The organism is Pseudarthrobacter cellobiosi, from assembly GCF_023913755.1.
Taxonomy (GTDB): domain Bacteria; phylum Actinomycetota; class Actinomycetes; order Actinomycetales; family Micrococcaceae; genus Arthrobacter; species Arthrobacter cellobiosi.
Genome location: NZ_JAMXBJ010000050.1, coordinates 83,262 through 101,874 on the forward strand (window position 1 = coordinate 83,262; position 18,613 = coordinate 101,874).

The window sequence follows — 18,613 nt, forward strand, 5'->3', positions numbered from 1 at the left end:
AAGTTAAGCGTACGATGGCGGGCGGGCGCCCGCCGTCGTACCGTCCAGATTTAGTTGAAGATTAAAGCATGCAGCTGACGCAGTTGTCCACCTCAGTTCCCTCCAGTGCGAGCTGGCGGAGACGGATATAGTAGATGGTCTTGATGCCCTTCTTCCAGGCGTAGATCTGGGCCCGGTTGATATCGCGCGTGGTGGCAGTGTCCTTGAAGAACAGCGTCAGGGACAGGCCCTGGTCCACGTGCTGGGTGGCGGCGGCGTAGGTGTCGATGACCTTCTCGTAGCCGAGCTCGTACGCGTCCTGGTAGTACTCCAGGTTGTCGTTCGTCAGGTACGGCGCCGGGTAGTACACGCGGCCCAGCTTGCCTTCCTTGCGGATCTCGATCTTGGACGCCACCGGGTGGATCGAGGAGGTGGAGTTGTTGATGTAGGAGATCGAGCCCGTCGGCGGGACGGCCTGCAGGTTCTGGTTGTAGATGCCGTGCTCCATAACGGAGGCCTTCAGCTCCCGCCAGTCATCCTGGGTGGGGATGTGGATGTTCTTGAACAGCTCCGCAACCTTCTCGGTCTGCGGCACCCACTCCTGCTCCGTGTACTTGTCGAAGAACTCGCCCGAGGCGTACTTGGACTTCTCGAAGCCGCCGAAGGTCTGTCCGGTCTCGATGGACAGCAGGTTGGAGGCGCGGACCGCGTGGTACACCACCGAGTAGAAGTAGATATTGGTAAAGTCCAGGCCCTCTTCGGAACCGTAGTGGACCCGCTCGCGGGCCAGGTAGCCGTGCAGGTTCATCTGGCCCAGGCCGATGGCGTGGGACTGGTCGTTGCCGCGGGCGATCGAGGGCACCGAGGTGATGTTGGACATGTCCGAGACCGCCGAGAGGGACCGGATGGCCGTCTCGATGGTCAGGCCGAAGTCCGGGCTGTCCATCGCCTTGGCGATGTTCAGCGAACCCAGGTTGCAGGAAATGTCCTTGCCGGTCTCATCGTAGGACAGGTCATCGTGGTACGTGGTGGGCTGCGAAACCTGGAGAATCTCCGAGCACAGGTTGGACATGATGATTTTGCCGTCGATCGGGTTTTCCCGGTTCACGGTGTCCTCGAACATGATGTACGGGTAGCCGGATTCGAACTGGATCTCGGCGAGGGTCTGGAAGAACTCGCGCGCCTTGATCTTGGTCTTCTTGATCCGGGAATCGTCCACCATCTCGTAGTACTTCTCGGTGACCGAGACGTCGGAGAACGGCATGCCGTAGACGCGTTCGACGTCGTACGGGGAGAACAGGTACATGTCCTCGTCCTTTTTGGCCAGCTCGAACGTGATGTCCGGGATGACAACGCCCAGCGAGAGGGTCTTGATGCGGATCTTCTCATCCGCGTTCTCGCGCTTGGTGTCCAGGAAGCGGTAGATGTCCGGGTGGTGCGCATGCAGGTACACGGCGCCGGCACCCTGGCGGGCACCGAGCTGGTTGGCGTAGGAGAAGCTGTCCTCGAGGAGCTTCATCACGGGGATAACGCCGGAGGACTGGTTCTCGATCTGCTTGATCGGGGCGCCGACTTCGCGGATGTTGGTCAGCGCGAACGCCACACCGCCGCCGCGCTTGGACAGCTGCAGCGCCGAGTTGATGGACCGGCCGATCGATTCCATGTTGTCTTCGATGCGGAGCAGGAAGCAGGAGACCAGCTCGCCGCGCTGCTTCTTGCCGGCGTTCAGGAACGTGGGCGTGGCCGGCTGGAAGCGGCCTTCGATGATCTCGTCCACCATCTGCAGGGCGAGCTTCTCGTCACCGCGGGCCAGGTGCAGGGCCACCATGCAGACGCGGTCCTCGTAGCGCTCCAGGAATCGATTGCCGTCGAACGTCTTCAGCGTGTAGGACGTGTAGAACTTGAACGCGCCCAGGAAGGTTTCGAAACGGAACTTCTTCTTGTACGCGCGGTTGTAGAGCTCGCGGATGAAGTTCATCGTGTACTGGTCAAGGGTTTCGCGCTCGTAGTACTGGTTCTTCACCAGGTAGTCGAGCTTCTCTTCCAGGTCATGGAAAAAGACGGTGTTGTTGTTCACGTGCTGCAGGAAGTACTGGTGCGCAGCCTCGCGGTCGGCCTCGAACTGAATCTCTCCGTTGGGGCCGTACAGGTTCAGCATGGCGTTGAGCTCGTGATAGCCCAGCCCCTTATAGGCGGCCGGCATCTCGGGCTTTTCGACGGCGGCACTCCGCTTTTCGGCAGCGGCGGTGCCCTGGCCTTCGGCCCTGGTTACTTCTGTTTCTGCGACAGTCGTGTCCAAAACGTGTCCAATCCATTGTGTACGCGGGCAACGTCTTCTGGCGTGCCCATAAGTTCAAATCTGTAAAGCCTGGGGACCTTGCATTTGGCGGCAATGATGTCCGCGGCCATGCAGTAGTTGTCCCCGAAGTTTGTGTTGCCTGCACCGATAACCCCGCGGATCAGTTGCCTGTTCTGCGGGTCATTCAGAAAGCGGATCACCTGCTTGGGCACGGAGCCCTCTCCCCCGGTGCCCCCATAGGTCGGCACTACCAGCACGTATGGCCGGGTGGCGAGAAGGGGTGCATCCTTTGCATGGAGCGGGATCCGTGCCCGCTCGCGTCCGAGTTTCGCGACGAAGCGGCTGGTGTTCTCGGAAGTGGAGGAAAAATAGATGAGCTGACTCTGCGTGGTGACAGGCTGCAACCGGGCCACTTGTTGGGTCCCGGCCGCTGTCAGTACTGCCACGGGAGTCACCTCATGTGTTTGTCGAAACTTTGCCGGCTGGCGGGAAATGAAGGGCCTTAGGCCACGGAGGAAACGGCAGACAGCGCCAGTTCCTCGATCTTGTCCGGGCGGAAGCCTGACCAGTGGTCCTGGTCCGTGACTACAACAGGTGCCTGCATGTAGCCCAGCGCCTTCAGGCGCTCGAGGGCATCGGCGTCCTGGGAGATGTCAACGCTCTGGTAAGTGATGCCCTTTTTGTCCAGCGCACGGTAGGTTGCGTTGCACTGCACACACGCAGGTTTGGTGTAAACCGTAACGGTCATGGTCCTGTCCCCTTTTATCGAAATCTTCGCTCGTCTTTGTCCCGCCCAAGCTAGTACGTCGATACTACATGTAGTGCAGACGGCTCTTCGGAACCCCAAGATGATGTATTACAAGTATGTCATTTAATGCACTTTTAATCCACAGGCAAGCGCCCTCAAAATGTCCGGAATCCCGCCATTTTTGCGGACGTAATCCACACCCTGTGGAGTACTTAGCCACAATTAACCCCCCAGCGTGTCGCGTGTTTGGCGGCGTGTCGCGCGTGGCTCGAACAGGCCAAACCGGAGTCTTAGCTCCGTACCGTGGGCAGCGACGCCAAGAGGCCCATGGCGCGGTCGAGCAGGTCATCCATGCTTCCCCGGGCCGCTCCGGCCACAGCCTGCCTCGCCACGGCATCCGCACGGACCGTGTCCCCGGACTCCAGCGCCGCGCTGGCCTCTGCCAGGAGGATCTCAACCTGTACCCAGGCGTACGAATCAGTGACCCGGCTGCAGAGGATCCCCGCGTTCTTCATCCACTCCAGTGCAGTATCGGCGTTGCCTTCCAGCAAATGCGTGAGCCCGATGGTCTTCGCAGCAAGGCCTTCCCAGCAGGGGTCCTGCAGCTGGCGTGCGAGCGCGAAGGTTGCCTCCGCCTGCTCCCGGACCACCCCGGGCCGTTCTCCATCGGACAGACGGGCATGGGCCAGCCACGCTTCCGGCCAGGGCCGGAATGCCGTCCAGCGTTCGCGGCGGGCCAGTTCGCAGGATTGCCGGGCCCATTCTCCGGCCTCGTCCACGCGGCCCAGGAGAAACAGGCTTCGTGCCCCCAGTCCCAGGTTCCAGGCTTCACGTCTGACGGAACCGGCACTCCGGCTCAGCTCGACGGCGGCAGCGAACTGGTCGGCACCTGCTTCAAGCTTGCCCCAGTCGCTGAGGTTCATGGCTTCAAACCCGGCGATCGCCGCGTCGAGGGACGGATCCCCGGTTGCCAGCCCGCGGGCAGTTTCCAGGTATCCGGCGGCACTGGCCCGCCGTCCGGCGAGGATGTCAACATATGCCAGCTCCGACAGCGCCTTTGCCGCTACCGGCTCCGCGCCGGCGGCAGACGCCAGGTCTACGGCGGCGGCAAGAATGATGGAGCCTTCGTCGTCGTAGCCTCGAATTGAGTGGACGAGCGCCGCGCCGAGCTCGGTCAGGCAGCGGCTCAGCAGTTCCTTGTCGCCGGATAACTCGGCTGCGGCGGACGCTCCGCGCAGGCATTCGATCCCGGCGTCGGCAGCGCCGGCTGACAGGGCGGCAAGCCCGGCCTCGCACAGGGACTGGGCGGACGCGCGGGCTGAAACACCGGGTACCGGCGCCGCGACGGCGGGCCGTGCGGCCGCGCGGAGGGCCGCGGTGGGCCTTGTTCCGAGCTCGGCGGCGAACATTGCTTCGCTGGCGTCGGCCTGCCGGAGGGCAGCGTCCACATCACCGGATGAGGCCAGCGCCTTGACCAGCAGGATGTGCGGCCCTTCTTCGAAGGGCGCCCGTGCCACCATGGCCCGGGAAAGTTCCACGGCCCGGGCGGACTGCCGGGCAGAAAGCGCCCGAAGAGCGGCCTGCCTCAGGGCGCTGAGCACCTCACTGTCCACCCTCTGGCGCTCCACCAGGAGCCAGGACTCAAACCCTGGCGATCCCTTGACGTCGATCCCTTCCAGGAAGTGCCCTTCGGGAATCTCCGTTTCCAGCACGCCCCGCGAGAGTTCGGCCACGTCCACAGCTGTATCCGGACCGAGCCCGTGCGAGACAGGGTTGCCCCGGAAAGCTTCGGCCAGGCCCGTTTTCCGACGCAGTTCAGCCAGCGTCCACCGCAGTGCCCCCATGGGATCGTCGGCGTCAGAAAACAGCTCATCCACGAGAACCTGGCGGGAAACCGGCCCCGATGACCGGACCAGCCTCCCCAATACGGCCCAGCTCTTGTGGCCTCTGGGCCCGGGAATCGGCTGGCCGTCGCGTTCAAGACCCAATCTGCCGATCAACCGAAGGCGCAGCACAAGCACAATGTAGCAACGCTCAGGCAGCCAGCACCAGAGCGGGTGCCGGATTGAGCTGCGCCAGGAGTTCAGCCTGGGCGGGCGCACCCAACTCACGCACCAACACACCGTGAACGATGCCAAATGCCCGCAGCCGGGCTACCTCCGAACCGTCCCAGTCATTGAGCGCGGCCGCCGCGCCCGGCGCAAACGGCTGGACCGCGGATGCCATCATCTCCAGGGTCCGGCGATCCCTCTGGGTGCCCTCAGCCACGATACGGTCGGCTGTGAGGGTGATGAAGGTATTCAGTTCTGCTGTGGTGTTCCAATTAGTTTCCATAACTGGAGTTTCCAGCGCCGGCGTGTGACCGTGCGTGTGACCACCAGAAAATTAAAGCTGAGCCTCCCTGCGGTCCAGCACAATCTGCTGCACGTCCAGGTAGCCGGACTGGAAACCCGCCCGTGAATAGCACAGGTAGAACAGCCACATCCGCTGGAACACGGCGTCGAACCCCAGCCCGCCCACCTCCAGTGAGCGGTCCATGAACCGCCCCTCCCAGAGGCGCAGGGTCGCGGCGTAGTGATCGCCCAGGCCCATCCGTTCCCGCACGCGGAGTGTGGTGTGCTGCTGGGTCACGCTTTCGATGGCCCGCACTGAGGGAAGGAAGCCACCGGGGAAAATGTACTTGTGCACCCAGGTGTACGCGTTGCGGGTAGCCAGCATGCGGCCGTGCGGCATGGTGATGGCTTGGATGGCCACCTTCCCACCCGGGGCCAGCACGCGGTCGATGGTCTGGAAGTAGATGGGCCAGTACTCATAACCAACCGCCTCGACCATTTCCACTGACACAACAGCGTCGAATTCGCCCTCCACTGCCCGGTAGTCCTGCAGCGCCACGGTCACCCGGTCTGCGTAGCCGGCGGCCGCAATCCTTTCCTGCGCCAGCGCCCGCTGCTCGCTGGAGAGCGTCACGCTGTAGACAGTGGCACCCCGGGCTGCTGCCCGGAGGGCCAGCTCACCCCAGCCGGTGCCGATCTCCAGCAGCCGCGTGCCGGATCCGACGCCGGCCTTGTCCAGCAGCCTGTCGATCTTGGCTTGCTGGGCTTTCGCCAAGGCATCCCACGGGACCGAATCCAGTGCACCGTCGCTCAGCGGGAAAAGCGCCGAGGAGTAGCTCATGGTGGTGTCCAGGAAGTTGGAGAAGAGCTCGTTGGAGAGGTCGTAGTGCCGCGAGATGTTGCTGCGGGTGTTGTGCTCTTCATTGCGTTCCTGCCGCGGCGTCCGCGGCAGGTACAGGGTCCGCAGCCTCTGCAGCGGCGCAGGGATCAGCGTGTCCACGGACGCGGCGAAGACCTCCAGCACACCGGCGAGGTCTGACGCTTCCCAGTCCCCCGCCATAAAAGACTCGCCCAGCCCGATCAGGCCGTTGTCACCGATCCGCACTTCGAACGCTGCCGGCCTGAGCATGGTCATCACCGGCGCGTCCGGGCCGCCGGCGCCCAGCACCGAACCGTCCGGGTAGGCAATGCGCAGGGGCAGCCGACGTACGGCCGCCTTGAACAACAGGCCGGCGGCCTTGCCCGCCACCCGCGCCTTAGTGCCCGACGGCGCGTGGGCAACGCCGGGCCACACTTCCGGATCGATGGTGGCCGGCGACGCCGGTACCCCGGCAGCGGTCCTTTCCGTCACCGGGTGCCGTGCGGCTGACTTCGCGGCGGAGACCTCCGCAGTCGCGGCTGTTCCGTTTTCATCGGTCATGGTCATTGGACTGCCTCCTGTGAGGGGTGATGTGGTTTCTTGATGACTGGCAGGCGTCGCGCCCAGAGTTTGATGCCCTGGATCCGGATCAGTGCCGATACCAGCAGCGGCGCGGCCGGGACGGCAACGGCCGCTGCCAGGATGTTCCTGACGGTGCCGGGGCGCCGTTCCCCGTCCATAGTTGCGGCGAACGGCCGCTGCCCTTCCCGCTCCAGGACGATGGAGACGGACAGCCGTTGCTCCGGTGCGGGCAGCTTCATCCGGTAGTGCCCGTCAACGTCATTGAACGGTGACACGTAGAAGGCCTTGGGCACGCTGGCCCGGCCGGAAGGATCCGTTTCCAGGAGGTAGCAGTGGCGTTCGCCGTAGGTGTTGTGGACCTCGGCGATGACACACTGCAGCTCCCCGGACATCCGGTAGCACCAGAAGAGGGTGAGCGGGTTGAAGACGTGGCCGAAGACCCGGGCGCTGGTCAGCATCCGGATGGTCCCGCCGTCGGGCTCTATCCCCCGGGTCCGCAGGAACCGTTCCACGTTGCTGCGGATGGTGGCGTCGGGATCGCCCAGGTGGTCGGCGGCCCGGAAGACAGCCAGCGGCCGCATGAGCCGGGGCAGAACGGGGAGCCGGTCCACGTCCACAAACCAGCTGTAGCTCCGGTAGGTGAAAGCATTCTTCAGCGGGCTCTGGCGCACGTGGGAAATGGACGTGCGGTAGATGGCTGCGGTTGAGCTCATGCGCGCTCCGAGGCTGGGAGCAGTTCGGGCTCGGGCGCCTGAGTCGAGGGCCCGTCCCAGGTGCGTCCCAGGCTCGCGGCGGCACGGACACCTGCCAGGGCGCCGTCCTCATGGAACCCCCAGCCCAGGTAGGCGCCGGCGTAGGCGATGCGGTCATCGCTCAGTGCCGCAATGCGCTGCTGTGCCCGCAGTGATTCGGGGGTGTACTGGGGGTGTTCGTAGACCAAATGTTCCAGGACCCGTGCCTCCGCGATGAGCTCGGACTCCCCCAGGCTCACCAGGTACGGCTGGCCATCGGCTGGCTCCAGGCGCTGCAGCCGGGTGAGGTCGTAGCTGACCAGCACCTTATCCGGGCGGGCTTCGCAGTCCGGGAGCCGGTAGTTCCAGGACGCCCTGGCATTGTCCGCGGCGGGCAGGACGGCCGGGTCGCGGTGGAAAACGGTGTGGTTGACGGAGTACGGCATCTGGCCGAGGGCTTCCTTTTCGGCCGGCGTGGCGTCCGCGAGGAAGCCCAGGGCCTGGGCCGGGTGCGTGGCAATGACCACGGCCTCGAAGTCATCGACTCCCTGATCGGTGTCCACTTCGACACCCAGGGCGTGGCGCCTGATGGCCCTGACGGGGGTGCCGAGCCGGATGTCAGGGAGCGTCGCGGCGAGTTTCTCCACGTACCTCCCCGAACCGCCGGTGACGGTCCGCCACTGCGGCGAACCCTTGACGCCCAGCATTCCGTGGTGGCCCAGGAACGTGAAGAGGTAGCGCGCCGGATAGGACAGCGCAGTGGTGGGATCGCATGACCAGACTGCGCTGACCACCGGCGTCATGAAATGGGAGATGAAGTACTGGCTGAAGCGTTCCTTTGCCAGGAATTCACCGAGGGTGAGCTCCGCGCCGCCCGCACCAGGGCCGGCGTCGGACGCGGGAGCCGTCTCAATCAGCGCCCGGGCCCTGCGGTAGAACCGCATGACCTCCAGCAGCATCAGCAGGTAGCGTCCGCGCAGCAGGCTGGACGGGCGGGCGATGATCCCGCGACCGCCCCCACGGGCCCCGGCGTATTCCAGGCCACAGCCGTCACAGCGGACGGACATACTCATTTCGGAGTCCTGCGTCTCCACGCCCAGCTCGGCGAACAACCGCAGCAGGGTGGGATAGGTCCGCTCGTTGTGGACGATGAAGCCGGTGTCGATGCCGAGGACGGATCCATCGGGCTGCGTGACATTGTGGGTGTGGGCATGGCCGCCCAGCCTGCTGTCCGCCTCGAAAAGGGTGACGTTGTCTTGCCGGTTCAGGACATAAGCGGCCGTCAGGCCGGCCACTCCGCTGCCCACGACCGCGATGCGCCGTCCCTGCGGCTTGAAGGTCGAGTTCCCTGCCAAAGACACTGTTCTGCTCCCCTGCTCGGACTGCATGTGCGCTTGCTCGGTGCAAACTCTATAGGGGCAGTTCGACGCCGTGGGGCCGGTGGATGACTGAGTTTGCCGTAAATCTTTGTGCCACAATGAAGCGGGCCTCCCAGAACCGGCGCAACGCGGTACCCAGGCGGCCCTGACCGAAGGACAGCGTTGGTAAATCCCGTTCATCTGAAGACTCTCCTCGAAGTTACCCGGCTGGGATCCTTCGCGGCCGCAGCGGCACGCCTGGGGTACACGGCGTCGGCGGTCTCGCAGCAGATGTCCGCCCTGGAACGGGAAACGGGCGTGGTCCTGTTCCAGCGCTCGGCCCGCAGCGTGGTCCCCACGGAAGCGGCGGTGGTGATGACCCGGCACGCCGCGAAGGTGCTGACGGACATCGAAGCCCTGATGGCGGCAGCCTCCAAAACACACAGCAGCACCAGCCAGGAACTGCGGCTGGGAATCTTTCCCAGCCTGGCCACCTACGTCCTCCCGCGCATCCTGAAGAATCCGGCGTGGAAGGACCTGGGGATCGACCTCAAAGTGTCGGTGGCCGAGCCGGCCCAGACCATCCAGGGACTACGCACCGGCGGAGAGCTCGATGTGGCGTTGGTCTTCCAGGTGGGCCAGTCCGGGCTCGCCTGGCCGCACACCATCAACCGGCAGTGGATCGGCGACGACAACTTCCGTGTGGTGCTGCCCGCGGGCTGGGGATTCCGCACGGACGCCAAGGTGGCGGCGGACCATCTGTCCGAGCTGCCCTGGATCATGCACCACCCCGGGAGCCCCGATGCCGTGGTGATCGAACGGCTCTTTGCCAGCTGCAACCTGCATCCGCGCGTGGTGGCCCACAGCGACGATTTCCATGCCAGCCTCGAAATGGCGGCCGCCGGACTGGGCGCTGCGCTGGTGCCCGAGCTCGCATTGCGGAACCGGCCAGCCGGCGTTGTAGTGCTGGACGTTCCCGAGATCCGGCTGGCCCGGAACGTGTTTGCCCTGCTCATCAACGAGAAGAAGACCGCCCGGGTGCAGCTGTTTGTGGACCTGCTCGCCGAGACGATGGCCGCTGCGGGGTCCTCAGGCAATTAGCCCGGAATGCTGGAAAGCGCAGCACTTGGGGTCTATGTTGAAGGTATGAACAGGGTAGCGAGCCAGCACTTTGGAGAAATCGAGCTCAACCACGGCAGGGATCACAACATCGCCGCCAAACATGAGCTGGGTGGCCAGGTACTGGAACTCGACCTGAACATCAACGCACACGACCACTTTGACGAAGCGGCCATGCACAAGGTGGACTACCGGCTGCGGTTCCTCCCCGAGCTGGTGGATGAGGTCAGGCAGATGATCGCCGACGAACTGGAGCAGGAAGGCACCAGCCCCCAGGAATACCTTCACTTCCACTGCAGCGCCCTCAAGGACGAGCACCTGCAGAAAGTCTTCGGCGTGGAGGAACGCAGCCAGCTCACCAACGACGTCTTCCTCAAAGCCCTCAAACTCGGCCACGTGGGCATTTTCCCCGGCCAGCCCGAGCGCTACTTTGTTATGGACTTCACCCTGGGCTCACACTTCACGGACGAGGTCCTGGTGGTAGCCGCCGACGAAGACGGCGTGGTGGACGACGAAATCCTCTGGGAGTCCTGAATCGATTGCTCCACAAGGGCCCTATTGAGCCCTGAAAAGGGCAGTTACGCAGCAATCGATGGTTAAAGTACGACGGCGGCCGGTCACCTTTCGGTGACCGGCCGCCGTCGTTAATGCGGGTGGGCTACTTCGCGGACTCCAGCAGGCCGGCGCGGACCGTCTTGGTGGCCTTGACCAGGTTGCGCAGGGACTCTTCGGTCTCGGCGTAGCCGCGGGTCTTCAGGCCGCAGTCCGGGTTGACCCAGAGCTGGCGGGACGGGACGTGCTTGACGGCGGTGGCCAGGAGTTCGGTGACCTCGGCTTCGCCCGGAACACGCGGCGAGTGGATGTCGTAGACGCCCGGACCAACGCCGCGGCCGAAGCCGTGGGACTCGAGGTCGTGGACAACCTCCATGCGCGACCGTGCCGCTTCGATGGACGTGACGTCTGCGTCGAGGCCGTCAATGGCGTCGATGATCACGCCGAACTCCGAGTAGCAGAGGTGGGTGTGGATCTGCGTGGCGTCGGCCGCACCGGCGGTGGCCAGGCGGAAGGAATCCACTGACCACTTCAGGTAGGTGGCGTGGTCTGCCTTGCGCAGCGGCAGGAGCTCGCGCAGCGCGGGCTCGTCCACCTGGATGACCTTGATGCCGGCAGCCTCGAGGTCCGCGATTTCGTCGCGGAGGGCCAGGCCAACCTGGTTGGCGGTCTCGCCCAGTGGCTGGTCATCGCGGACGAAGGACCAGGCCAGGATGGTGACCGGACCCGTGAGCATGCCCTTCATCGGCTTGCTGGTCAGCGACTGGGCGTACTCGGCCCAGGCCACCGTGATGGGGGCGCTGCGGGTGACGTCGCCCCAGAGGATGGACGGGCGGGTGCAGCGTGAGCCGTAGGACTGGACCCAGCCATGGACCGTGACGTCGAAGCCTTCGAGGTTCTCGGCGAAGTACTGGACCATGTCGTTGCGCTCAGGCTCGCCATGCACCAGGACATCGTAGCCGAGCTCTTCCTGCAGCTCAACAACGCGCTTGATCTCGTCCTTCATGAGCTGCTCGTACTGCTCGTTGGTAAGGTCACCCTTGTTGTTGCGGGCTCGCGCCGAGCGGATCTCGGACGTCTGCGGGAAGGAGCCGATGGTGGTGGTGGGCAGCGGCGGGAGGTGCAGGGCCTCTTCCTGGGCGGCTTCCCGTACTGCGTAGGCGGAGCGGCTGAAGTCCGCTGCGGTCAGGGCCTCGGTGCGGGCCCTGACGTCGTCGCGGCGGACGCCTTCGGCGATGGCGCGGGCTGCGATGACGGCGGATGCCTCGTCGATGGCAGCCTTGGCGGAGGCCGGGTCGGCCAGGTAGGACGCGAGGGTCTTGACTTCCACGGCCTTCTGGTCGGCGAACGCGAGCCAGCTGCGCAGGTCCTCGGAGAGCTGGCCTTCTTCGGTGACGTCGTGCGGGACGTGCTGGGTGGAGGTGGAGGTGCTGACGGCGATCCGGCCGGCGGCAGCCTTCAGTTCGTCCAGCTTGGCGGCGGCGACGGCCAGGTCGTTGCGCCAGATGTTGTGGCCGTCAACGACGCCGGCAACCAGGGTCTTGTTGCCGAGGCCGGCCAGGGCCGCTGCGGACGGGACCGCGCCCTTGAAGGCGTCGATGTGCAGGGCGTCGATGTTGGTGGCGGCAAGTGTGCCCAGCTGGCCATCGAGGGCGCCGTACGGGGTGGAGACGAGGATCTGCGGGCGGTTGGCCGCACCGGAGAGGACTTCGTAAGCGCGGGCAACGGCTGCTTCGATTTCGGCGGCCGGGGTGTCCTGGTCAACAACCAGGGCGGGCTCGTCCAGCTGGATCCAGCTGGCGCCTGCGGCGGCGAGCTTATCGAGCAGCTGCACGTAGACCGGCAGGACGTCTTCGAGGCGGGACAGCGGAGCGAAGCCTGCCTGGGCTTCATCCGAAGCCTTGGAGAGCAGCAAGTAGGTGACCGGGCCAACGATGTACGGGCGGGTCTCGATGCCGTTGGCCAGGGCGAACTCGAATTCCTCAACGATGCGGTTGGAGGCGAGGGTGAACTCGGTCTCCGGGCCAATCTCCGGAACGAGGTAGTGGTAGTTCGTGTCGAACCACTTGGTCATTTCCAGCGGCTGCTGGTCCTTGTTGCCACGGGCCAGGGTGAAGTAGCCGTCGATGTCGAGCTGGCCTTCGGCGTTGAGGAGCTTGCCGAAGCGGGCCGGGACAGCGCCGAGGTGGGCGGTGGCGTCCAGGACCTGGTCGTAGTAGGAGAACGTGCCCGGAACAGCGGCGGCTTCGGTGAGGCCCAGTTCCTGCAGGCGCTTGGCGATGGTCAGCTGGATGCCCTTGGCGGCGGCGTCCAGGGCATCAGCGTCGATCTTGCCGGCCCAGTAGGCTTCGATGGCCTTCTTGAGCTCGCGGCGGCGGCCGATGCGCGGGTAGCCGAGGAGTGACGCGGCCGGGAACGGGGTGGTGTTCTGTTCAGTCATGGGAGATTCCTTGAGTGTTAGTGGAAACTGTGAATGGTCTGGCGGATGTTGGAAGGTCAGCTGGCGAGCTGGCGCTGGGCTGAGGCGTCGGCACGGACAGCGGCGCTGCGGCGGCCAACTGAACGGGACTGGCGCGGAAGTGCCAGTTTGTCCAGCACCTCCAGCGCGCTCTGGTGTTCGTTGAAGGTGTAGATGTGGATGCCCGGCGCTCCGGCCTCGAGGGCCGCGTTGGCCAGGTCCACCGTGGCCCGGACACCGATCCGGAGTCGTTCGCCGTCGCTGTCCGCGGCGGCCAGGCGGGCGAGGAGTTCCGGTGCCGGTTCAACGCCGGTCAGTTCCCCGAGCCGTGTGACCCGGCGCAGGCTGGTGAGCGGCATAACGCCCGGGATGATGGGGATGGTGACCCCTGCCCGGCGTGCGCGGCTGACGAGGTTCGCGTATTGCTCGGTATGGAAGAAGACCTGGGTGATGGCAAAGTCGGCGCCGGAGCGCTGCTTGGCGAGCAGCACCTCGACGTCGTGGGCTTCACTGGGTGATTCCGGGTGCCGGGTGGGGTACGCGGCGACGCCCACGGCGATCTTGCCTGCACACAGCAGGGCCGACCGCCGCTGTTCAACCCGCCGGATAAGTTCGATCAGGTCCTGCGCATACCGCAGTGACCCTGCGGCGAGCGGTGCACCGTCCTTCGGCTGGTCGCCCCGGAGGGCCAGGATGCCCCGGACGCCGGTGTCCAGGAGGTCGCCGATAATCTCCGCCAGTTCCTCCGGCGTGTTGCCCACGCAGGTGAGGTGGGCGAGGGGCCGGAGCGTGGTTTCCAGGAGGAGCCTGTTGATGAGTTCGACGGCGGTGTCCCGGTTCGAGCCACTGGCACCGTAAGTGACGGAGACATAGTCCGGCTCGGTGGTTTCCAGTTCCCGGATGGTGGTCCAGAGCGACTCGGCCGCGGCCGGCGAGCGGGGCGGGAAGAGCTCGTACGAGAGCGCCACGGGGGCAGTCTCGGTGAGGTTCGGATGCGTTTCAATAAGGCTTGGCGGTGACATTTGCGTCCTTGGCTTTGGGCCATTGCCGGCTACCGGTCAGCAAATGTGACGGTGAAGCCGAGAATGAATTTGAGTTTGGGAACACGGAAGACTCCACAGGGACGCAGCCGCGACTGTTACGCCTGTAATGAAGTTGTCCGTGAGCAAATGTCAGGCCCACATGGGGGCACCCACACCCTCCACAATCGGAGGATCGCTGACACGTTACCTCGGTAACTTGTATAGAACTCTAGGAGCCCGCGGGGCACCCTTCAAGTCCACTGCCGAATTAAGACGCAGCTTTACGGCGTGTTTCGCATTGGTGCAGAATTTTCTTCGCCATATTGGTCAACGAATTCATGGGGCATACTGCAGACCCGCCGCTGCCTTGGCCTGTTACCAGGGCCGGTCAACACCCGGCCCGAAGCCATCGTCCCGGAGGTACTCGTCCCGCTCCTGCCCGGAATTCCGCTCGCTTTGGGCTTCCCTGGCGCTGTCCCTGAGCTGCTCAAGCTGGCTCTGCCGGCCCGGATCCGCCGGAGGCTCGTCCTGCCCAAGCTCTTCCGGCGGTTGCGGGGTGGTGTTGTCCGCAGCCGCTGCATCGGCCTTTTGCTGCAGCCGCTCCGCCGCCTGTTCCAGTTTCTCCGCCGCATCGGCGTCCGTGCCTGAATCCGCACTGGCTGCTCGGGCGTCAAAGCAGCCCTCCGGAGCAGCCTCCACTACCGCAACGCCTTCGGCGAACAGCCGGGCCGCCGCCGTCGGATCTTCTGTTTTGGCCTCGGCGTCACCGAGGCGTTCGATGGTGAGGGCCAGGTTGACCCGGACAACGCACTCGTCGGCCGTGCCCGCCAGGGACAGTGCTTCCTCGAAGCGTTGGCGGGCGGCAGCGAAGTCCCCGGCGAGGAACAGGCCGTCACCCTCGGCGAACGGCGCCTTGTGCGGTTCGATGAAATTGGCGGTCCTCAGTCCGCCCGCAGCATCCGCCACGCCGCCGGAGTCCCCGGCCGCGAAGGACCGGGCAGCAGTGTCGGCGAGAATGCCCACGCTGAGCAACTTAGCGGACAGGCACAGGACCAGGAGTGCGGGCAGCATAGACCACCACAACAGCCGACGGCGGCGCTCCCGCCGGTCCCGTGAGGTCACCGGCGGTGCCGGTTCCTGGGGTGCCGGTTCCTGCGGTGCCGGTTTGGGCGCTGGCCGCATCATGTTCGAGTTCCCGGTCCGGGCCGGAGCTGCCGCCACTGGCGCAGCACCAGGACGGTTTCGCGGAGTGCCAGCAGGAACGCCCCGGCGGCGAGGAGCCAGTACAGCTCCGTCCGCCCGCCCCCGACGCCGTCCGCCGGCACCCGTTGGAGTTCCCCTGGATCAGCGGCCTGCATCATCGGCGCCACCGGGTCTCCGGCCGAACGGTGGACATACGGAATCCCCAGCTGACCGGCAATGCCCCGCAGCCGGCCTTCGTCGATGACCGATAAAGCATCCTTGCCGGTTCCGGACGACCGGTCTTGGATGTAGCCGGCGCCAGCGTCCTGCCCCGACCCCTGGCCCGTGTTTTCCTTCATCCGGCCGCCGTCCGCCGTGCCGTAGCCGAGCACCGCGCCCCCGTCCACCAGGCCGCCGTCGAGCCTGATCGCTTCCGGTGCCTTGGCGCTGGTCTGTTCACCGTCTCCCAGGTAGTAGACCAGGCGCGGCCGTTCGGGATGGCTGTCCCGCGCGGCGCGCAGCCGCTCCGCCAGCAAGGTTCCGGCGGCTGTGACGCTGCTGCCCTTGGAGAATGCGGTGACCTGGGGCCGCAGGACGGACACGCTGGTGTCCAGGGCGGTGGTGTCGGTGGTGAGGGGCATCCTGACAATGGCGTTGCTGTCGAACGTCAGGAACGAAAAGCGGGCTCCGGCCAGTTCACCTGCGATGGCCATGATGTCCTGCCGCACCCCGTCCAGCCGGGGCGAGCCGTCGCCGTAGTCTTCGGCAGCGATGCTGCTGCTGGTGTCCACCACGAAGAAAACGTTGACATCCGCCGCCTCGGCTTGGGAACTCCCGCCGGGGACACCCGGCCGGAGCGCCGCAGCCAGGAGCAGCAGCACCAGGGCGCTCCTGAACAGCCAGTCGCGGCGCATACCGGCCGAGCTCTGGCGCGCCGCGTGGACGAGTCGCCAGACCAGAAACAGCACGGTCGCGGCGATGAGCGGGGCCATAACCCACCAGGGCAGGATCGGTTGCAGAGTCATGGCCGGAGCCTCCACGATGCGCCCGCCAGAACCAGGGCGGACAGGAGTGCCAGCGCGAGGGGCAGATCGGGCCGGTCCGAGACAACCGCCCGGGGTGCTCCCTTCATGGCCGTGGCTTCGGTTTCCTGCACGGATCGGACGATGTCCGCCACAGCCTCCGGGCTGTCCAGTTGGTGGTACGCCCCACCGCTGGCTTCGGCCGCTGTGCGCAGCCTCGCTCCGGGCTGGCCTGGGCCGGTTCCGTAGTCAAAGTCGCCGGGGTTCAGGGCGTAAATGCGCACATCGCGCTCCTTGGCCAGGGCGGCCGCCTGTTCCAGGGTGAAGATGGGATCGCCGGACAGGTAGTTGTCCGTTGCCAGGACGATGGACCGCGAGCGCCGCTGACCGGCGTCAGGTGTGCCGGTCTCCGCTCTGCGTGCATCCGCGGCGCCGGTGTCCGGGAACCCGTTGACGCAGGATGCCAGGCCGTCGCCGATCAGTGACGATCCGCGGCCGTTCCAGGTGCCGTCCAGGAACCCCGCGCTCCCGGGGCTTCCCTCGAACGCGCGTTGGGCCAGCTGGAGTTGTTCCTGTACATACCCGTAGTCGTCGGTGAGGGGGAAGACCTGGACGGCGCTGCTGTCGAAGACAGTGAGGCCGATCCGTTCGCCGTCGAACTCCTTCGCCAGTTCGGCAAACACCTGCACCACAGCCGCGTCGGCGCTGCTCATGGAGCCCGATGTGTCCAGGCACAGCATGATGTCCCGGTTGCGCTGCAACGGCTGGATGGTAGTCAGTTCCACCGGACGCGCCGCCGCGGCCACCGCGGAGACCAGCAGGGTTGTGGCCGCGAGAGCGGCTACGGCCAGCCATCGGCGGTGCTGGCGGAGGGCCGCCTGGTATTCGGGCAGCGCGGTAAGGCGGTCCGCATTGGCCACCGGCCGCCGTTGAGCGTTTGCGTGTCGGTCCGGGCGGAAGGCGCGCCAACCGGCCAGGGCCGCGATGACCAGCGCAGGCGGGATCAGCCACCAGAACATCAGTTCCATTGCCGCACCGCCTGGCGGGCAGTCTCGGCCGATTGCGCGACCGGCGGAAGGGGTTCCAGGCCGAACTCGCCCGGGTAGATCTTGCGGACGGCCTCGGCCACTGGGGGCAGTGGGTGCCCGTGCAGCTCCGCAAGGGTCATCCTGGGGGCGTCGATACCGGTGACGTCGCGGGCGAACCGGCGGACCAGCAGGCTAAGTTCCTGGTGGGACTCCCGTGCGGTCAGCAGCCCGGCGGCGGCGTCTGCCGTGACGGCGTCGATCCTTTGCAGGTAGGCCTCCTTGAGGCCCGCAAGGTCCGACGGCGGAGTGAACCGGGGCGCCTGCTCCGTCACCTTCGGTTTGCGCGTGCTCAGGAAAACGAACGCGTACCAGCCCAGGACCGCTGCCAGTAGGGCGAGTCCGGTCCACAGCCACGCCTGGCTGTACTGGAGGGGTTCGTAGATGCCCGGGTCAGCCTGCACGCCGGTGCCTTTCCAGGAGGGCGAAGAGTTCCGTCATGACCGCACTGCTGCCGGTCACGTGGCCTTGGGTAATGCCGGCGCGGCGGAGCATGGCCTGCCGGGCCGCGTCCCGTTCCCCTGTTGCCTTGGCATAGGCCGCCGCGATTGCCGGGGATGCTGCCAGGTGTGCTGGCAGCATCGACGAGTCTGCCACGCTGAAGGCGTCCTGGCCGGTGTTTCCTTCCCCGGCCAAGTCAGCGTCCCGGATGGTGAGCCAAAGGACCTCATGCTGGGCACGCAGCCGGCGCAGCAGCTGTTCGGTGTCGGCGCCGGCGGCATGTTCGTCGGACACCACAAACAGCAGGAACCTGCCCTTGACGTTGCGGGCCACGTACTCCAGCTGGTCCTCGATCCTGCTGGGGCCAGAGTCCAGGGAAGTGGACGAGTCAACCTCGCGCAGGAGCCGTTCCAGATGCGGCTCACCGGCTTTGGCCTGGATGGAGCGTGTCCCGTTGCCGTCGCCGCAGACCAGGCCCACTACGTCGCCGTGCCGGTGCGCCAGGTAGCCCACCACGCCGAGTGCCATCACGGCGATGTCCTTCTTGGTTTCGCCGTCGCGGGACTCGGCAGCCATGCCCCGTCCTGTATCGGCAATAAGCAGGACGGTCTGGCGCCGCACGGCGACATACCGCTTGATGAGCGGCGATCCGAACCGGGCGGAAGCCTTCCAATCGATGTCGCGGACATCGTCCCCGGGGATATAGGCGCGCAGGTCATCAAAGTCGAGGCTGCGGCCGCGGAAGACGGAACCGTATTCGCCGTCGAGCATGCCGCGGGCTTTCCGGTGGGCGAAGATGGCCATCTTCGCCTTCACGCGCTGCAGGAGGCTGGTCACCGCAGC

17 protein-coding genes are annotated in these 18,613 nt (G+C 65.7%); 2 read left to right on the top strand and 15 right to left on the bottom strand.

The window, feature by feature from the left end:
• Positions 1–61 precede the first annotated feature (61 nt).
• From nrdE to NG696_RS17805, 8 genes are all read right to left on the bottom strand, one after another.
• Positions 62–2,182 (bottom strand): class 1b ribonucleoside-diphosphate reductase subunit alpha, encoded by a 2,121-nt coding sequence (gene nrdE, locus NG696_RS17770; protein WP_252566131.1) that lies wholly within the window; start codon positions 2,180–2,182, stop codon positions 62–64.
• Between the two features lie 65 nt (positions 2,183–2,247).
• Positions 2,248–2,724, bottom strand: a complete 477-nt coding sequence (gene nrdI, locus NG696_RS17775) for a class Ib ribonucleoside-diphosphate reductase assembly flavoprotein NrdI (RefSeq protein WP_252565619.1) — start codon at positions 2,722–2,724, stop codon at positions 2,248–2,250.
• 56 nt (positions 2,725–2,780) lie between these two features.
• A complete protein-coding gene (nrdH, locus tag NG696_RS17780; protein WP_009356333.1) occupies positions 2,781–3,026 on the bottom strand; it encodes a glutaredoxin-like protein NrdH in 246 nt (81 codons plus the stop codon).
• Between the two features lie 290 nt (positions 3,027–3,316).
• Positions 3,317–4,903: an AfsR/SARP family transcriptional regulator gene (locus tag NG696_RS17785; protein WP_252565622.1), complete on the bottom strand. Its 1,587-nt coding sequence runs from the start codon at positions 4,901–4,903 to the stop codon at positions 3,317–3,319.
• A 157-nt stretch (positions 4,904–5,060) separates the two neighbouring features.
• Positions 5,061–5,360: a hypothetical protein gene (locus NG696_RS17790; RefSeq protein WP_252565625.1), complete on the bottom strand. Its 300-nt coding sequence runs from the start codon at positions 5,358–5,360 to the stop codon at positions 5,061–5,063.
• Between the two features lie 51 nt (positions 5,361–5,411).
• Entirely contained in the window at positions 5,412–6,785 is a 1,374-nt protein-coding gene (locus tag NG696_RS17795) for a class I SAM-dependent methyltransferase (protein ID WP_252565628.1), read from the bottom strand.
• The gene (locus NG696_RS17800; protein ID WP_252565631.1) at positions 6,782–7,513 is read right to left on the bottom strand and encodes a DUF1365 domain-containing protein; all 732 of its coding nucleotides are present in this window, start codon (positions 7,511–7,513) and stop codon (positions 6,782–6,784) included. The genes NG696_RS17795 and NG696_RS17800 overlap by 4 nt, the downstream gene beginning before the upstream one ends.
• Entirely contained in the window at positions 7,510–8,892 is a 1,383-nt protein-coding gene (locus tag NG696_RS17805; RefSeq protein ID WP_252576291.1) for an NAD(P)/FAD-dependent oxidoreductase, read from the bottom strand. The genes NG696_RS17800 and NG696_RS17805 overlap by 4 nt, the downstream gene beginning before the upstream one ends.
• A gap of 180 nt (positions 8,893–9,072) precedes the next feature.
• Here NG696_RS17805 and NG696_RS17810 point away from each other — a divergent pair, with 180 nt between their 5' ends.
• Both NG696_RS17810 and NG696_RS17815 read left to right on the top strand, forming a co-directional pair.
• Positions 9,073–9,990, top strand: a complete 918-nt coding sequence (locus NG696_RS17810; RefSeq protein WP_252565636.1) for a LysR family transcriptional regulator — start codon at positions 9,073–9,075, stop codon at positions 9,988–9,990.
• Between the two features lie 45 nt (positions 9,991–10,035).
• The gene (locus tag NG696_RS17815) at positions 10,036–10,542 is read left to right on the top strand and encodes a DUF2004 domain-containing protein (protein ID WP_104060889.1); all 507 of its coding nucleotides are present in this window, start codon (positions 10,036–10,038) and stop codon (positions 10,540–10,542) included.
• A 124-nt stretch (positions 10,543–10,666) separates the two neighbouring features.
• Here NG696_RS17815 and metE read toward each other — a convergent pair whose 3' ends face one another.
• From metE to NG696_RS17850, 7 genes are all read right to left on the bottom strand, one after another.
• Positions 10,667–13,000, bottom strand: a complete 2,334-nt coding sequence (gene metE / locus NG696_RS17820; protein WP_252576292.1) for a 5-methyltetrahydropteroyltriglutamate--homocysteine S-methyltransferase — start codon at positions 12,998–13,000, stop codon at positions 10,667–10,669.
• A gap of 56 nt (positions 13,001–13,056) precedes the next feature.
• The gene (locus NG696_RS17825; RefSeq protein WP_252576293.1) at positions 13,057–14,040 is read right to left on the bottom strand and encodes a methylenetetrahydrofolate reductase; all 984 of its coding nucleotides are present in this window, start codon (positions 14,038–14,040) and stop codon (positions 13,057–13,059) included.
• Between the two features lie 375 nt (positions 14,041–14,415).
• Entirely contained in the window at positions 14,416–15,225 is an 810-nt protein-coding gene (locus NG696_RS17830) for a hypothetical protein (protein WP_308291985.1), read from the bottom strand.
• Positions 15,222–16,247, bottom strand: a complete 1,026-nt coding sequence (locus NG696_RS17835; protein ID WP_252565644.1) for a VWA domain-containing protein — start codon at positions 16,245–16,247, stop codon at positions 15,222–15,224. Before NG696_RS17835 ends, NG696_RS17830 begins: the two co-directional genes overlap by 4 nt.
• Positions 16,244–17,272: a vWA domain-containing protein gene (locus NG696_RS17840; protein ID WP_252565647.1), complete on the bottom strand. Its 1,029-nt coding sequence runs from the start codon at positions 17,270–17,272 to the stop codon at positions 16,244–16,246. Before NG696_RS17840 ends, NG696_RS17835 begins: the two co-directional genes overlap by 4 nt.
• Positions 17,263–17,733 (bottom strand): hypothetical protein, encoded by a 471-nt coding sequence (locus NG696_RS17845; RefSeq protein WP_252565650.1) that lies wholly within the window; start codon positions 17,731–17,733, stop codon positions 17,263–17,265. The genes NG696_RS17840 and NG696_RS17845 overlap by 10 nt, the downstream gene beginning before the upstream one ends.
• Positions 17,723–18,607 (bottom strand): DUF58 domain-containing protein, encoded by an 885-nt coding sequence (locus NG696_RS17850; protein ID WP_252565653.1) that lies wholly within the window; start codon positions 18,605–18,607, stop codon positions 17,723–17,725. The genes NG696_RS17845 and NG696_RS17850 overlap by 11 nt, the downstream gene beginning before the upstream one ends.
• Between the last annotated feature and the right edge of the window lie 6 nt (positions 18,608–18,613).

What these genes read in the sequence shown, in the direction of transcription:
- nrdE (WP_252566131.1), bottom strand. Translation starts at nt 2,182, where the DNA reads ATGCCGGCCGCCTATAAGGGGCTGGGCTATCACGAGCTCAACGCCATG.
- nrdH (WP_009356333.1), bottom strand. Translation starts at nt 3,026, where the DNA reads ATGACCGTTACGGTTTACACCAAACCTGCGTGTGTGCAGTGCAACGCA.
- NG696_RS17790 (WP_252565625.1), bottom strand. Translation starts at nt 5,360, where the DNA reads ATGGAAACTAATTGGAACACCACAGCAGAACTGAATACCTTCATCACC.
- NG696_RS17795 (WP_252565628.1), bottom strand. Translation starts at nt 6,785, where the DNA reads ATGACCATGACCGATGAAAACGGAACAGCCGCGACTGCGGAGGTCTCC.
- NG696_RS17800 (WP_252565631.1), bottom strand. Translation starts at nt 7,513, where the DNA reads ATGAGCTCAACCGCAGCCATCTACCGCACGTCCATTTCCCACGTGCGC.
- NG696_RS17815 (WP_104060889.1), top strand. Translation starts at nt 10,036, where the DNA reads ATGAACAGGGTAGCGAGCCAGCACTTTGGAGAAATCGAGCTCAACCAC.
- metE (WP_252576292.1), bottom strand. Translation starts at nt 13,000, where the DNA reads ATGACTGAACAGAACACCACCCCGTTCCCGGCCGCGTCACTCCTCGGC.
- NG696_RS17825 (WP_252576293.1), bottom strand. Translation starts at nt 14,040, where the DNA reads ATGTCACCGCCAAGCCTTATTGAAACGCATCCGAACCTCACCGAGACT.
- NG696_RS17830 (WP_308291985.1), bottom strand. Translation starts at nt 15,225, where the DNA reads ATGATGCGGCCAGCGCCCAAACCGGCACCGCAGGAACCGGCACCCCAG.
- NG696_RS17835 (WP_252565644.1), bottom strand. Translation starts at nt 16,247, where the DNA reads ATGACTCTGCAACCGATCCTGCCCTGGTGGGTTATGGCCCCGCTCATC.
- NG696_RS17840 (WP_252565647.1), bottom strand. Translation starts at nt 17,272, where the DNA reads ATGGAACTGATGTTCTGGTGGCTGATCCCGCCTGCGCTGGTCATCGCG.